General features: G+C 43.2%; 12 protein-coding genes. 6 read left to right on the top strand and 6 right to left on the bottom strand.

All coding sequences use genetic code 11. The annotated features are described in order from the left end of the window. Nucleotides 1-54: 54 nt before the first annotated feature. The 3 genes from FKN88_RS08615 to FKN88_RS08605 all read right to left on the bottom strand — a co-directional run bounded on the left by FKN88_RS08615 (nt 55) and on the right by FKN88_RS08605 (nt 3,264). Nucleotides 55-1,533, bottom strand: coding sequence for an FAD-binding protein (locus FKN88_RS08615; protein ID WP_158137109.1), 1,479 nt, complete (start codon nt 1,531-1,533; stop codon nt 55-57). Further along, nucleotides 1,518-2,366: a TauD/TfdA family dioxygenase gene (locus tag FKN88_RS08610; RefSeq protein WP_306687424.1), complete on the bottom strand. Its 849-nt coding sequence runs from the start codon at nt 2,364-2,366 to the stop codon at nt 1,518-1,520. Before FKN88_RS08610 ends, FKN88_RS08615 begins: the two co-directional genes overlap by 16 nt. Nucleotides 2,367-2,541: 175 nt before the next feature. Continuing rightward, nucleotides 2,542-3,264: a 4'-phosphopantetheinyl transferase gene (locus FKN88_RS08605; protein ID WP_154170894.1), complete on the bottom strand. Its 723-nt coding sequence runs from the start codon at nt 3,262-3,264 to the stop codon at nt 2,542-2,544. A 229-nt stretch (nt 3,265-3,493) separates the two neighbouring features. Between FKN88_RS08605 and FKN88_RS08600 the strand changes: the two genes are divergently transcribed. Continuing rightward, on the top strand, nt 3,494-4,567 hold the full coding sequence (locus FKN88_RS08600; protein WP_154170893.1) for a 3-deoxy-7-phosphoheptulonate synthase: 1,074 nt from the start codon (nt 3,494-3,496) through the stop codon (nt 4,565-4,567). Nucleotides 4,568-4,621: 54 nt separating this feature from the next. Here the strand turns inward: FKN88_RS08600 and FKN88_RS08595 are convergent, their stop codons facing one another. Beyond that, entirely contained in the window at nt 4,622-5,395 is a 774-nt protein-coding gene (locus tag FKN88_RS08595) for a 2,3-dihydro-2,3-dihydroxybenzoate dehydrogenase (RefSeq protein WP_004396942.1), read from the bottom strand. 146 nt (nt 5,396-5,541) lie between these two features. Here FKN88_RS08595 and FKN88_RS08590 point away from each other — a divergent pair, with 146 nt between their 5' ends. Further along, on the top strand, nt 5,542-6,723 hold the full coding sequence (locus FKN88_RS08590) for an isochorismate synthase (RefSeq protein WP_158137114.1): 1,182 nt from the start codon (nt 5,542-5,544) through the stop codon (nt 6,721-6,723). 9 nt (nt 6,724-6,732) lie between these two features. Continuing rightward, the gene (locus FKN88_RS08585; protein ID WP_154170891.1) at nt 6,733-8,358 is read left to right on the top strand and encodes a (2,3-dihydroxybenzoyl)adenylate synthase; all 1,626 of its coding nucleotides are present in this window, start codon (nt 6,733-6,735) and stop codon (nt 8,356-8,358) included. Nucleotides 8,359-8,414: 56 nt separating this feature from the next. Here the strand turns inward: FKN88_RS08585 and FKN88_RS08580 are convergent, their stop codons facing one another. Next, the gene (locus tag FKN88_RS08580) at nt 8,415-9,299 is read right to left on the bottom strand and encodes an isochorismatase (protein WP_154170890.1); all 885 of its coding nucleotides are present in this window, start codon (nt 9,297-9,299) and stop codon (nt 8,415-8,417) included. A 355-nt stretch (nt 9,300-9,654) separates the two neighbouring features. On the opposite strand from FKN88_RS08580, the gene fepB reads away from it, so the two are divergent. Further along, nucleotides 9,655-10,677 (top strand): Fe2+-enterobactin ABC transporter substrate-binding protein, encoded by a 1,023-nt coding sequence (gene fepB / locus FKN88_RS08575; RefSeq protein WP_154170889.1) that lies wholly within the window; start codon nt 9,655-9,657, stop codon nt 10,675-10,677. A 122-nt stretch (nt 10,678-10,799) separates the two neighbouring features. Here fepB and entS read toward each other — a convergent pair whose 3' ends face one another. Continuing rightward, complete coding sequence (gene entS / locus FKN88_RS08570; RefSeq protein ID WP_158137117.1) at nt 10,800-12,083, bottom strand: enterobactin transporter EntS; 1,284 nt, start codon at nt 12,081-12,083, stop codon at nt 10,800-10,802. Between the two features lie 123 nt (nt 12,084-12,206). Between entS and FKN88_RS08565 the strand changes: the two genes are divergently transcribed. Together FKN88_RS08565 and fepG are read left to right on the top strand one after the other, a co-directional pair. Beyond that, nucleotides 12,207-13,277, top strand: a complete 1,071-nt coding sequence (locus FKN88_RS08565) for an iron chelate uptake ABC transporter family permease subunit (protein ID WP_170906125.1) — start codon at nt 12,207-12,209, stop codon at nt 13,275-13,277. Then, on the top strand, nt 13,277-14,314 hold the full coding sequence (gene fepG / locus FKN88_RS08560) for an iron-enterobactin ABC transporter permease (RefSeq protein ID WP_004396935.1): 1,038 nt from the start codon (nt 13,277-13,279) through the stop codon (nt 14,312-14,314). Before FKN88_RS08565 ends, fepG begins: the two co-directional genes overlap by 1 nt. The last annotated feature ends 4 nt before the right edge of the window (nt 14,315-14,318 follow it).

Genomic DNA, 14,318 nt, shown 5'->3' with positions numbered 1-14,318 from the left:
CATTTGCTCCACCATCAACTGTCTTTTGGTGAGGACGATCATCGTCCTCACCGCTTAAAGCTCAGGTTGCACGAATAAACTATTCGATATTGTCTCGATACTGGTTGCTAACCACACATTCAAATCAAGCAAATTATGGATTGAATAAATGTAGCCATCTGGACGTATTAATAACGCTTGGTCAGTATACGGATTTTGACTTGTCCAATAAGGAGCATATTCTGCCCGAGAGCCAATTCGAATCACCTTAATAAACTCTGGCAAATTCAACTTATAATCGGTATCACTTGCGATCAATAATGTCCATTGACGATAATCCAGCAATGAATAAAGCCGAGTTTTTTGCGTTGGCGTATTGAATACAAAATCAAATATCCGCGTACCGACTAATCCTTGTTCACCATAACGAATGCCCATTCCGGTAATATTGCCCGAACGCTTCTCGACTATTTTCACGTAATCTTGCGCATGAGTATTCGTTGCAGAAAACTTGGTCGAGCGCACTAACTCACCCGAGCTGGCAATTACACTCTGGGCAACGGGTTGACGCTCCTCTTGATAGCTGGTTAACAGTGACTCATTCGTATGACCTTTTAGGACCATGTTCAGTTTCCAGATCAAATTAAACGCATCGGCTAATCCGGTATTCAAACCTTGCCCGCCATTGACAGAATGAACATGACAAGCATCTCCGGCTAAAAAGAGGCGATTTTCTATGTCATAACGCTCAGCAACGGACTCTTTGACCGCAAATTGAGAGAACCACACTCTCTTTTTAAACCTTAATTGATGTGGTGCCATAGCACGATTAATTTTTTCGATCACTTGCTCTACGGTAAAGTCATGCGTATCCATTCGGACATAAAAACGGTCGATGTCACCTTCACGAGGAATCCACGCGACATCCGAAGTCTCTGCTTGAAAGACGATAATTTCCGGGACTTTGGGGAAGTCACTGTCAATAACGCCATCAATCACAGCCCAAATAATTTCCGGACGCACTATCTGGAAGGGAATAGTAAACCTCTGGCGAACAAACGACTGAGCGCCATCGGCACCAATCACAAAACGCGACTCAATGATCTCGCCATTGGTTAGCTCGGTCAGACACTTCTCTGGATGAATGACAATATCCTTCACCGATGTTTGACGCCATACAGGGGCATTCAATGACGTGAGTTTATCGTCCAGTAGCTGCTCAAGATAAGACTGACCAAGCATCAAAAAATGCGGATGTAAGCAGCCTTCCAACGCTTCCCACCATGAAGATTGACGGGAAATAAATTGCCCATCTGCCCATACGGAACTGGTATTACAAGGCTTACCCAGTGGATACAGCGGCTCAAACAGATCGACAATTTCTAATAATTGTAACGTTCTCGCATTAAGCGCATCAGCACGACCAACCTGTAATGGCTCTGACGATTTATCAATGATAACCGTACTCAATCCACATCGCTGCGCTAAGTAAGCGCTCATTAAACCAACCGGACCTGCACCAATAATAACAATATCAACTACTCTTGCGGACATTCGTACGACTCCAAACTAGGGTTATGGTAAGGCGGATTGCTTAAAACCTGCACACGACGAATATGCCGTGGGGTATGTGATGTGAAAGCCTCGCGGCCATGCAATAAAGAGAAGTTATCAGTAATAACAATGTCTCCTGACTGCCACTCATGTGCATAGAAGTTGCGTGGGTCATACAAAGCGCGGCGTAAACTTTGATGGCACGCCATCGCTTCACTATCTGAAATGTCCGATAACGAGACATCAGGAGGATTCAATAAATCACCATTGTCGACCACATGGGGTTCGTTATAACGAATAACCTCATAGCCTTTATATGGATGAGGCATCACGATGGGAGAAACCGTTTTACTGTGATAAAACTCCATTTTACGTTGATAGTGTCCCGTCGCTTTCCGCCATAATGAGCGCTCCTGCTCCGAAGCATTGTCTAAGGCAAGCATGGTATGACAAAACGTTGTCCGCCCACCATTACCGGGTAAGGGAGCCTCAACACATTGGAAAATCTGATATTCCGGTACTTGCGGACGATACATACCATCCCAATGCATCGGCATGTAACTGCTGTCGAAAATATGATCTTCGGGCTGCTCTTTTTGAATCAGCTCAAGTACTCGGCCAAACGGCCATATGCTCACTTCTCCCCATTGCTCACAATAATCAGCAAAATCTTCAGCCTGTTCAAAAACCGTAAAGCCCCGTAGGAGCACGAGCTGATGACGCTCAAACAGATGGCGTAAGCTCGATATATCAAGCTCAACAACATGGGTAGAAGAGTGTTGCGCTTCAACCATAACCCCAAAAGGGTCGAGTGACGTTATTTTATAAGGCATTTCAACGGTCTCCATACTGGGTTAGTCAATACTTCTCCGTCAGATTATTCGCCTTCTGTATCGTATTGACTAGACAGCCAAAATAGAACCCATCGTTACTGATCAAGGAACAATCGCCTGAATATGAACACACGATGCGATTGAGATAAACGACGAGGCCCAAACAACGACGGCTTCAATCAATCAAGTTAACCGCGTCTTTCATCGTTCTGAAATGAAGATGATTTGTTGAGAGCAAACACCAAGTCGCTACTGTATCTGCCTGACAAAAATGGTAGTTGACCGTCACTCTCGAATTGAGAACCTCAAGTAAAAAAGGAGAAAACTGAAATTGTAATGTCTTTTGTTTTTGATCCACAGTAATCAACTGTACACAGTCAAAATCTAAAACTTGTTTTACAAAAGGAAAAATCGCTTTATAAATCGACTCTTTCGCGGAAAAAACAAGGGTTAAGAACGATTGAAATTCGTCAAACTGTTCTGCGAAAACCATCTCACCCTCTGACAACACCTGATTGGTAATTTCTTTAGCAAATTGCGTAGTGATGACTTTCTCAATATCTATTCCAACTGAGATACATTCGTCGCTTTGAAATCCGACGGCTGAAACGGCATAGCCCAAACAATGGGAAATAGACCCAACTATCCCAGTCGGCCACATCGGTTGCCGATGTTCTCCGATTTTAATACTCACTACGCGAGAATCCATCAATTGATTCAGCCCACGTTGTGCACATACTCTACCGGCCAAGAACTCACATTTTCGCTTCAATACCGCTTGATTTAAGGTGTGAGGTAACTCGGTATACTCCATTAACATGGTATTGATGAAGTGATACGAATAATCCACGGTTAAGAAATGGATTTCTAAAAAACTAGGCAAGTTTGGAATAAACATGAGTATTTCTATCCAGCCAGCAAATGACAATGGTTAGTATTAATATTTATAATGCAACAAAAACAATGTGTTATATATACTAGGACGCATTTCCCCATTTTCCTACCTCTTCTGAATATTGACAAATTACCGTTAGTCTCACACTATACCTCAAACGCAATGATAATGGTTATCATTAACAAATGTGGGACAATAGAAAACCACAGATTAGCTCGATTTGGAAACGCCCATGCACTCTATAACTGACGTCATCAATGCTTCAACGTTCTCCCCTTTGCCCGATATTGGCGTATCGTTAACCAATACTTCCATGGATGAACGACTGTATCGCTTTGTTAAAAAACAAAGAGAGGAAATTAAGCGTATTATCTGTGGGGAGGATTCTCGTCTCTTAGTCATTATTGGCCCATGCTCGATCCATGATCCTAAAGCAGCCCTAGAATACGCGATGCGGCTCGCCAAAATTCAAGAAAAATATCGTGATAGCTTAAAAATCGTGATGAGAACTTATTTTGAAAAGCCACGAACCCGCAGAGGATGGAAAGGATACATCGTTGATCCTAACTTGAACGGCCAATTTGATTTAGTTCAAGGCCTGTATCGCAGCAGAAAGCTGCTGAAATCGATACTTGAACTTGGGATCCCAACGGCTACAGAGTTTCTTGACACCAATATCGCACCTTACATCGCTGATTTGATCTGCTGGGGAGCAATTGGAGCAAGGACAACAGAATCACAACCACACCGCCAACTCGCCTCTGGATTAGATTGCCCAATCGGATTCAAAAATGGGACCGATGGCAATACCGCAATCTCTATTGATGCGATTCACGCAGCACAAGATAATCATGTACTGATTGTGTCCTCAGCTGATGGCACCCCAATGGCCGCACACACAGTAGGCAATAAACATTGTCACATTATTTTGCGTGGTGGCTTAACTCCCAATTATTCAAGCGAACATATAAAAAATACAGCTGAACACTTAGAGTCCAACAATCTTAGCCCTAGACTGATTGTTGACTGCAGTCACGGGAACAGCAGTAAAATTGCTAAAAATCAATTGAAAGTGGTGAAAGATATCGCTACCCAGCTCATTGATGGAGAACAAAATATAGCAGGGGTGATGTGTGAAAGTTTCTTAAAAGGTGGAAATCAAAGACTTGATCAGACTCTCGTTTATGGTAAATCGATAACCGATGAATGCCTAGACTGGGAAGACAGCACTGTTTTCCTAGACACACTTGCTCAGGCAGTAGAGTATTATCGTAAAGTACACTGTCTTCAATCAGAAATCGCTTAATAAAACAGGCTCTAAGAGCCTGTTTTATTTTGACTTTTTAACATCGTCGAATAATTAATTATCGAGCGTTGCGCCGCCATCTACTCGTAAGTCATGCATAGTAATTTGACGCGCAGAGTCTGACATGAGGAAAAGCACCGTATTCGCTATATCAGCAGGTTCAGCCATCCTTCCCAATGGAATACCTAGACGATATTGAGCAAGATTTCCTTCAATCACTTGTTGCTCACCGTAACTTTCATTCCAAAGCTGTGTCTGCATTTCTGTTCTCGTAGAACCTGGGCTGACTATATTGCAGCGAATACCGAATTCTGCCAACTCTAATGCACAGCACTTGACTAACAGATGCAAGGCAGATTTTGATGCTGCATATCCACCAATATTCATTCTTGGCGTATTAGCGGAATTTGAACCAATAACCACAATATTTCCCGACTTCCGTTGTTTCATTCCCTTGGCTACATTCTGAATAATGCTCATGGCAGCAAAAGTATTAACCTCAAACATTTTCCTAATTTCTTCAATAGGCATTGAAGAAACACTCCCGATGCTTAATATTCCCGCACAGCTGACTAAATGATCAAAACGATACTGACGACAAAGCTGCGCAACTTTCTGATCTAATTGACTATCAAGCAAATCTATCGCATAACAATCGAGCTGATCAGCATACTGTCGTTGCAGAGAGGCCAAATGTTCATCAAGCTTGTCAATGCATCGATCGGTTGCAACCACTCTATACCCTTCGATGAGCAGTCGTTCCAATACCGCATACCCAATACCTTGGCTTGATCCTGTTAGCAATACTGTTTGATTGTTCTGATTCAACCTAACATCTCCTCTTTTATATTAACCACCCACCAAACAAGATCGATTATCATTTGAAACTGATAATCGTTATCATGTATAATCTTACAATGTATTGCGTATGAAACAAATAGCAAATATTTGCCACCTTTGTGAATGAGGTCATTATGAAACGCGAAGTTGTCGGATTCTCCAGAATGGCTGAAGAACTGTTGAGCCAAGAACTAGAAACTGCCCCTTTTTTCTTTGCATCGCCACATAACTCAATGCTGGGTGTGGGTATTGAGCAACAACTCGATCAAGCTATTCCATTTTCTGAGCTAGCTCTTCGTGCTAACCAAATGCTCGAACAGGTGAAAAAATCAGAGAATGATAATCCTGTATTGTTTGCTATCGTACCGTTTGATGAAAAGACTCCAACTAAGTTTTTTATCCCTGAGAAGCTGTATGTCTCCAGTAGTGCACGAGAACGTAAAAATAATAAGGTTGGCGCAAACAAGGCGACGGTCATTTCTCCCCCTACAGGCAACGACTATAAACAGGGTGTCGCAACCTTGTTAAACCTGTTTAATACTACCGATCTTTCTAAAGTCGTACTGTCTCGATCAGTGCGAATAGCCACCGATCAAATCATTGATCAAACCGCATTACTACGAAACTTACTTGCCATTAATTCTCTCGGTTATACTTTTGCTGTCGATATTGGAAAAGAAACTAAGCTGATGGGGGCAAGCCCAGAATTGCTATTGGCGAAAAAAGGTGGGCATGTGGTTTCCAATCCACTCGCAGGCTCACGTCCAAAATCAATCAATGAATCCGATAACCAGATATCTCACACTTCTTTACTCGACACTCAGAAAGACTTAAATGAACATAGCTTTGTCGTGGAAGAAGTTGAAAAAGTACTCAGCGGCTACTGCCGTAATCTCTTTACCCCCATGGTGCCATCTGTGATCGAAACGGAAACGATGCTCCACCTCTCAACGAGATTAGAAGGCCAAGCTATTGATCCAGATATAAACTCACTTCAAATTGCGGCAGAACTTCATCCGACACCAGCGGTATGTGGCTTCCCAAGGCACTCGGCTTATCAAGCGATTAAACAGATTGAAAAGTTTGAACGTGGTTATTTCTGCGGGATGATTGGCTGGTGTGACGCGCGAGGCAATGGTGAGTGGGTTGTGACCATTCGTTGTGCTGAAGTTAGCCAACGAGAAATGTGTATTTTTGCTGGTGCTGGAATCGTCCACGAATCATCGCCACAAAGTGAACTTGAAGAAACAGGCGCAAAAATGAGTACCATTTTAAAAGCTGCTGGGATAAAGATTGACGAATTACTTACGGCATAAGGGCATTCTATGATTTCTTCGACTTCAACACCATTAGACTTTACACCTTGGCCTACTGACTATGAGCAGTACTACCGTAAACAAGGCTACTGGCAAGATCGTACACTATTTGATTGCTTATCGGTAACGACGGTCCAATCACCGGACGCCATCGCCTTAGTATGTCAGGATCAGCAATATACTTATCAACAGCTTCAAAATAATATTGCCCAACTCTCAAAAGGCTTTTCTGCTCTGGGCCTCAGTGCTGGTGATAACGTTGTATTACAGATGATCAATGAAGCTGAATTTTTCTTCTGCTTTTTTGCTCTCACCATGAAAGGGATCAAGCCCATTCTTGCATTACCAGCACATCGTCATAACGAATTGAGCTATTTCTGCCAGCACGCTGAAGCAAAGGCTTATATTTTTTCTGAGCAAATCGCAAATGTTGATACACAAAAACAAGCCCTATTGTTACTTGAAACTTGTCCATCACTAAAATTCGCTATTACATCAGGTAAAAGCACTTATAGCGATATTCAATCGCTCAATACTCTTTACTTGGATGCCTGTTACCAACAAAACAGTAAAGCAGAAGATGTCGCTTTTTATCAGTTGTCAGGCGGAACAACCGGCACACCAAAATTGATACCGAGAACCCATAATGACTATGTCTATAGTGTAATAGGCAGCATCGAGATTTGTCAGTTTAACTCAAGTACCAAATACTTATGCGTACTACCTGTGGCGCATAATTTCCCACTGAGCTCGCCTGGCTCATTAGGGGTACTGTTTTCCGGCGGCTGCGTGATACTCAGTCAAGATTCATCGCCTAAAGCCGCATTTGACTTAATAGAACGCCACAAAGTGACGGTATCAGCGCTCGTTCCTCCTTTAGCCTTACTATGGATGCAATACGCACCTTCAGCTAACGAGGACATTTCTAGTTTAAAGCTAGTGCAAGTCGGTGGTGCTAAATTCAGTCAAAGTGCAGCACAACAGTTACCAGAAAAACTAGGTTGTCAATTACAGCAAGTATTCGGTATGGCAGAAGGCCTCGTCAATTACACGCGTTTGGATGACCCCATCGACGTTATTGTTTCAACCCAAGGGCGGCCTATTTCCCCCGATGACGAAATACTGGTGCTCAATGAAGACGGTAAGCCGGTCCCCCCTGGTCAGGAAGGTCAACTCCTGACCCGAGGTCCATATACCATTCGCGGTTACTACCGAGCACAAGAACATAACCAACGCGCTTTCAATCATCAAGGGTTCTATTCTACTGGCGATTTAGTCAAGATGACTCCAGAGGGTAATATCATTGTTACTGGACGCGATAAAGATCAGATCAACCGTGGTGGAGAAAAGATTGCAGCAGAAGAAGTCGAAAATCTATTATTACAGCATCCAGATGTACATGATGTGGCACTAATTGCCGTTCAAGACGAATTTCTAGGAGAGCGTAGCTGCGCGATTATTGTTTTAAATCAAGAAAAAGCACTTAAACCAATCATGCTCAAACGTTTTCTGCATGCCAAAGGGCTAGCTGAATACAAAATTCCTGATCAAATCCGATTTATCGATAAATTACCCAAAACACCTGTCGGTAAAATTAACAAAAAGCAACTGAGAGAACAATTCTCAACAAACTAAAGAAACACTAAAAAACCGATTTCGGATGAAATCGGTTTTTTATAATAATGGTACTGCTAAGCTATTTCGTAATTCTTAGCTTTTTCAATCGTTTGCCACCATTCTCTCAATGTCACTTTCTTAATAATTTCAGAGAAGGCGATATTGGCACCTTGATTTCGCCAACCTTCGAATAATCTCATGGCACGAATCGAGTCCAAACCAATCAGCATCAAATTTTCATCAACGTCTACATCTTCTATATCGAGATCTAACATTTCTGCGATATCTTTTTGCATCACTTCTAGACTGAGCGGTGCCACGAATTGAATACTGTGATGAATTTCTTCAATCACGCGTTGCGTAGACTTCACACTACCAGCTCGGCCAGTAATGTACGCAAGCATCTGCTGGTGCTCTGCCAATGAAAAATCGGCTACGGCATCACCGACCACAAAAGGCTTAATATCTAGCATAAATGCATCAAGAGCCGTTGAAAGAATACCAATATGAGCGTAAACACCCACGATAATCAGTTGATCGCGACCCGTTTCATTCATCCACTCTAGCAATGGCGTTTTCTTAAAAGCGCTATAACGCCACTTAGTGTAAGTAATATCCTCTTCTTTCGGCGCGACATCTGAAATAATTTCTGTATCTTGGGTCAATCCTGTCCCCCAAAAATCTGTTAATAATGCGCGCTCTTCTGGATCTTGATTCGCTGGCTGAGCCGTGTATACCACGGGAATATTAGCCAAACCGGCGGCTTGTTTTATTAACTGAATATTCTTTATCAACTCAGGGATAGGGGCCTCTGCCCTATCAAAGAAATTAATAAAGTAATTCTGCATATCGTGCACCAATAGCACGGCTTTCTTGGCATCTAGCTGCCAGTTTACCTTGTTGGCTGGAAACGAATCACTTGAGGGTATGTGGTACGCTGCTATCTTAGGAATGGCCATTGTTACTATCCTTGTGGAGAAAAGTTGCTGACTTACTGACGTTCAACATACATAGGCATATGAACAAAGTCGTTCTAATTTGTGTTGCACCGCAAAGCAAATGCTAACAATTATCATTAGCGAGATAATAGACAACCATTCCATTTAAATCAATTGATAATGATAGTGATTCGCAATACATTATCGACTATTCCCCCAAACAACCTTACGTGACCGCGAGACGGTCAATCAGTACCGATGAACATTGATAACGATGTGACGAGAACGAACATACCCAACAAGGGGAGAATATAACGGTGTTACTGCTAGACCATATTAAAGAAAACCCTACGCACAATAACCATTGGAGATCCTTATGCGTCGCTTATCATTTCTCATGTTCGGAATTATTGTTACCCTTGGCATAATAGGATGTAACGACAACACAGAAACCCATTTATCTCCCAGAGACCTAACCATTTCCCAGGGCTGGCCTAAAACGATTTCGAGTAGTTATGGTGAAGTTGTCCTTAGCGAACCACCAAAACGAATCGTTTCTACCAGCGTCTCGATAACAGGAACCTTGCTGGCTATTGATGCTCCACTGATTGCTTCAGGAGGTACTGGCCCAAACACTCTCGTAGCCGATGAAAATGGGTTCTTTCATCAGTGGAGCCAAGTTGCTTACGATCGTAGTATTAAATCTTTGTATCAAGGCGCGGCGAATGCAGAGGCGATCGCCAAAGAGCAGCCCGATTTGATTATCGTTGCCGCAACAGGCGGAGACTCAGCGGTGAAACTCTACCAACAATTCTCAGTCATCGCTCCCACTCTTGTCGTCAATTATGATGATAAGAGTTGGCAAGAACTGGCACGATTATTAGCTTCTATCACCGACAGAGAACAACAAGCTGAAGCCGCGATCAGAAGGTTTGATGCCAAACTTACGGCATTAAGAGATAAAATATCACTACCACCTCAACCTGTCTCAGCGATGGTGTACTATGGCGATGATCGCGGCGGAAACTTCTGGACAGAAAGCTCAGCTCAGGGACAAATTCTAAACGCGTTAGGGTTTATCATAAGTCCGCTTCCAGATAGGCTTAAAAACAACCATCAAATGGGAAAACGCAAAGATATTGTTCCGGTCAACGGAGAACACTTTGCTGATGCCATTACTGGCCGCTCTATTTTGTTATTTTCCGCCGATGACACCGCTATCGAACGAGTAAAAAACAACAAATTCATCGCCTACTTACCCGTGATCAAACAAGGAAATATTTTTCCAATGGGCAATGATTCTTTCCGGCTCGACTACTATAGCTCGATGAATTTACTGACCACTCTAGAATCTACATTTACTCCCAGCGACTTAGAGATGCCAGTAGGCGGTAAGTGAGTTTATCGCCAATCGCATAGACTAGACGATGCGATTGACGTAAACGAACGCAGCCAACACCATTGAACCTCCAAGCCAAAAGAGGACATGCCCTGATATCGCCTCGAATAAGGCGGTATCCGTTAACTTGATGCCACTTGTGAGCAATCCGTTAATTTTTCTGGAGGCGCTAAGGCAGGATCAAATAATGTTGCTTGGCGTAGCGAACGAAATGCAATCACCATCAATATACCAATTCCAGTCGCCCCTAATCCAAAACTCAAAATTGACATCGCCGGAGCCATAACTTTACCCAGTGCTCCTAGTCCTAACGCACCGACAGAGTCACCACTGACATTCTGTGCCGTCCATAAACTACTAACCCGTCCCAACAAGTGATCAGGCGTATGGCCCTGTACTATTGAATATTGGATCAGAGACGCCACAGAACCTAAATAGCCATAGACCACCAACACCGCGAGAAACAACCAGAAGTTGCCAGCTAATCCCATCAAGACTATCGATAAAAAGGTACCCATTGTCGAATAAACCATGACCATGCCTGGCTTAGGTGACATTTTCACCCATCCAGAAGTTAACGCCCCTATCATTGCACCGAGGGGAATGGCTGAATACATTAAACCGACATTCGTAGCATTACCGGTAAACGTCTCTAAAGCCAAAACTGGAAACATGACTCTAACCGCCGTTGCTAACGTTTCTAACGTACCAAACACCACAACACAGCCAACAACTTTGTTGGAAAATAAAAACCTCACCCCCTCATACAACGAAAGTAATGGATTCTCCGGTGTCTGATGAGTCGCTTTCATTTTAGGCAATTTAAACAAAGGGATTAGGGTACCTAATGTGCCAATAGAGGCGGCTAAGTAGTTCCAACTCACATCACCAAACGAAATGATAAGCCCCCCGATCGCTGGAGAAAGAACCATCCCAATTCGCACAGTTAACATACTCAAAGCCGCCGCGGCGGGTAGGTTTTCTCGACCGACAATCACCGGTAGAGAAGCCATCAAAGCCGTCATACCCATCGCACCAAAAAAACCATCCCACACAGAAAGTATATAAAGCGCAGCCAATGATGAATTAGCCAATAAACTGTTCAGCGCTAATGCACCAAAACCGATTCCGCAGGTCGCGCGGGCAATCAAAATCAATTTTCTTCGGTCGTATTTATCTGCCAGCACACCACCAATGAGTAGTCCGACAAACATACCTATACCATCTAAGGCCATAATTAGACCGACTTGCAGGGTTGACCCCGTCATTTGATGGATCTGGATTGGAACAGCAACGGTCATCATCCCTAAAGCAAGAACTGACATCATTCGAGCAATGAATACCATTCTAAAATGGGGGTTTTCTTTGAGCAGGCTAAAATCTAATAGTAATTGGGAGGTTTTCATATTTTTACGTCGAAAGTTGAGGAAACAAAAAAGTAGCTATGAGCTATAAAAGCTTAAAACTTGAACATTCTAACCACTAGAATATAATAACGCCAATGATAATAATTATTATTGGTATTTATAGTGAGTGTGTTTCCACAATTGAGTGCGTACCAACAGGGTCTCAAAACATCTGTACTGAGTACTCTGTTTTCTAACCGACTATCGAGTCAATTGAGTAAGTTCATTTCTCTTACCGTTGCCCTGTTTATTGTCTGTATAGCGAGTTTATTTATTGGGGCAAAAAGCATCCCCCCCAGTGTTGTCATTGATGTATTGTTATCCCAAACCATCTCTACTGACAGCCTTATTATTATAGAAAGCCGCCTACCTAGAACATTGACCGGCTTATTCGTCGGATCGGCTTTGGCTGTCGCTGGCTGCTTGATTCAATCCATCACCCGCAATCCTCTTGCTGACCCTGGGATTCTTGGGGTCAACTCAGGGGCAAGTTTCTTTGTCTTAGTTGGCGTGGTCGTATTAGGCAATCAAAGTATGTCAGAACATCTTTGGTTAGCGTTCTTAGGGGCAATGATCACGAGTATTTTTGTGTATTTAATCGGAACATACAAAGAAGCCAAAGTTAACCCTCTTAAGATGACGTTAGCCGGGGTGGCTATCGGGGCTCTGCTTGCGGGCGTTTCTTCTTCAATCACTCTGGTCAATCCCATCGCGTTCGACGAAATGCGCTTTTGGGATGCGGGCTCATTAGATATCCGAGATCTTTCTCTCGTCTCGATGGCTATTTTGCCTATCCTAGTTGGCATCATCGCAGCGATAATCATCGCCCCAGCTTTAGATAATATTTCTCTCGGTGAAGACATTGCACAAACACTAGGAACAAACGTAAAGTTCGTACAACTTACCGCGTTATTTGCTATTGCGTTACTGTGTGGGAGCTCGACAGCGATCGCAGGCCCGATCGGCTTTATTGGCCTCATGATCCCGCATATCGCTCGTCGTTTGTCAGGCCCCCATCAGTTATGGTTGACCCTATATTCGATCGTACTCGGACCTTTGCTGATCATCAGTGCCGATATTATTGGCCGAATTATTGCCCCCAATGAAATTCGTGTTTCTATTATGACCGCTTTTGTAGGGGCCCCTGTTTTGATTTATTTGGCTCGTAAAGTCACCACTTTTGGTAAACAATAATGCAACCATCCAATACTATTTTGCTAGGTAGCCAAAATGGCTGGCTGAATATCCTTATCTCAAAACGCTCGCTCAAATGGTCTTTAGTTTTATTCTGCTTCACCATCATCGTCGCAGCTTTTGCGCTCTCAACTGGGCAGTTACAGACCTCCTTTACTGAGCTGTCACAAGTACTTCTTGGCAAAGGGGAAAAGTTTCTTACTGCCGTCATCCTTGAATGGCGACTACCGCGTCTCACCTCCGGACTCATCTTTGGTGCCGCTCTCGGAGTGAGTGGTGCTTTGTTTCAATCCTTAATCCGTAATCCATTAGGCAGTCCAGATATTATTGGATTCAATACTGGTGCTTATACTGGTGCACTTGTTGTCATTATTCTGATTGGAGGCAGTTATTTCCAGATAGCCTTAGGTGCGATTATCGGCGGTATTGTCTGCTCAGGTGTGGTTTATTTACTGGCCTTTAAGCACGGTATCGAAGGTTTTCGTCTTATCATCATCGGTATTGGTATCAGTGCAATGTTAAGCGCTTTGAATACTTGGATGATGGTTTCAAGCAGCCTAGAAACTGCGATGACCGCCGCCCTGTGGGGAGCTGGCTCTCTTAACGGGTTGAGTTGGAAGCAAATTATCCCTTCATTATCATTTATATTAGTGGCTTTGATCGCAGCAGCCATGCTGACACGAAAAATGAACATTCTAGAAATGGGTGATGACAGTGCAAAGATTCTGGGGATCAGTAGCGAAAAAACACGCCAACTCGCCCTATTATTCGGTGTCATTTTAACTGCAGCAGTAACCGCCACGACTGGCCCTATCTCTTTCATTTCTCTTGTTGCGCCACAATTGGTGAAAAAGTTGATGAAGGAAGGGGGAGTCGCCCTCATTCCGTCTGCATTAATGGGGGCAATGCTGCTTACTTTATCAGACTTTATCGCTGCTAATTTATTTGCCCCTAATCAATTGCCTGTCGGAGTTGTCACCATCAGTATTGGTGGTTGCTATCTGATATATCTTTTAATTCAACAATCCGGAAGCTGATGTT

It is taken from the genome of Vibrio sp. 2017_1457_13, from assembly GCF_030851525.1.
In the GTDB taxonomy this organism is placed as follows: Bacteria; Pseudomonadota; Gammaproteobacteria; order Enterobacterales; family Vibrionaceae; genus Vibrio; species Vibrio metschnikovii.
Note: the sequence above shows the minus strand (reverse complement) of the source record. Positions and strands in the feature narration are given on the sequence as shown.

Excerpts from the sequence above, each read along its gene's own strand:
- FKN88_RS08615 (WP_158137109.1), bottom strand. The coding sequence starts at position 1,533 with ATGTCCGCAAGAGTAGTTGATATTGTTATTATTGGTGCAGGTCCGGTT.
- FKN88_RS08610 (WP_306687424.1), bottom strand. The coding sequence starts at position 2,366 with ATGCCTTATAAAATAACGTCACTCGACCCTTTTGGGGTTATGGTTGAA.
- FKN88_RS08605 (WP_154170894.1), bottom strand. The coding sequence starts at position 3,264 with ATGTTTATTCCAAACTTGCCTAGTTTTTTAGAAATCCATTTCTTAACC.
- FKN88_RS08600 (WP_154170893.1), top strand. The coding sequence starts at position 3,494 with ATGCACTCTATAACTGACGTCATCAATGCTTCAACGTTCTCCCCTTTG.
- FKN88_RS08590 (WP_158137114.1), top strand. The coding sequence starts at position 5,542 with ATGAAACGCGAAGTTGTCGGATTCTCCAGAATGGCTGAAGAACTGTTG.
- FKN88_RS08585 (WP_154170891.1), top strand. The coding sequence starts at position 6,733 with ATGATTTCTTCGACTTCAACACCATTAGACTTTACACCTTGGCCTACT.
- FKN88_RS08580 (WP_154170890.1), bottom strand. The coding sequence starts at position 9,299 with ATGGCCATTCCTAAGATAGCAGCGTACCACATACCCTCAAGTGATTCG.
- fepB (WP_154170889.1), top strand. The coding sequence starts at position 9,655 with ATGCGTCGCTTATCATTTCTCATGTTCGGAATTATTGTTACCCTTGGC.
- entS (WP_158137117.1), bottom strand. The coding sequence starts at position 12,083 with ATGAAAACCTCCCAATTACTATTAGATTTTAGCCTGCTCAAAGAAAAC.
- fepG (WP_004396935.1), top strand. The coding sequence starts at position 13,277 with ATGCAACCATCCAATACTATTTTGCTAGGTAGCCAAAATGGCTGGCTG.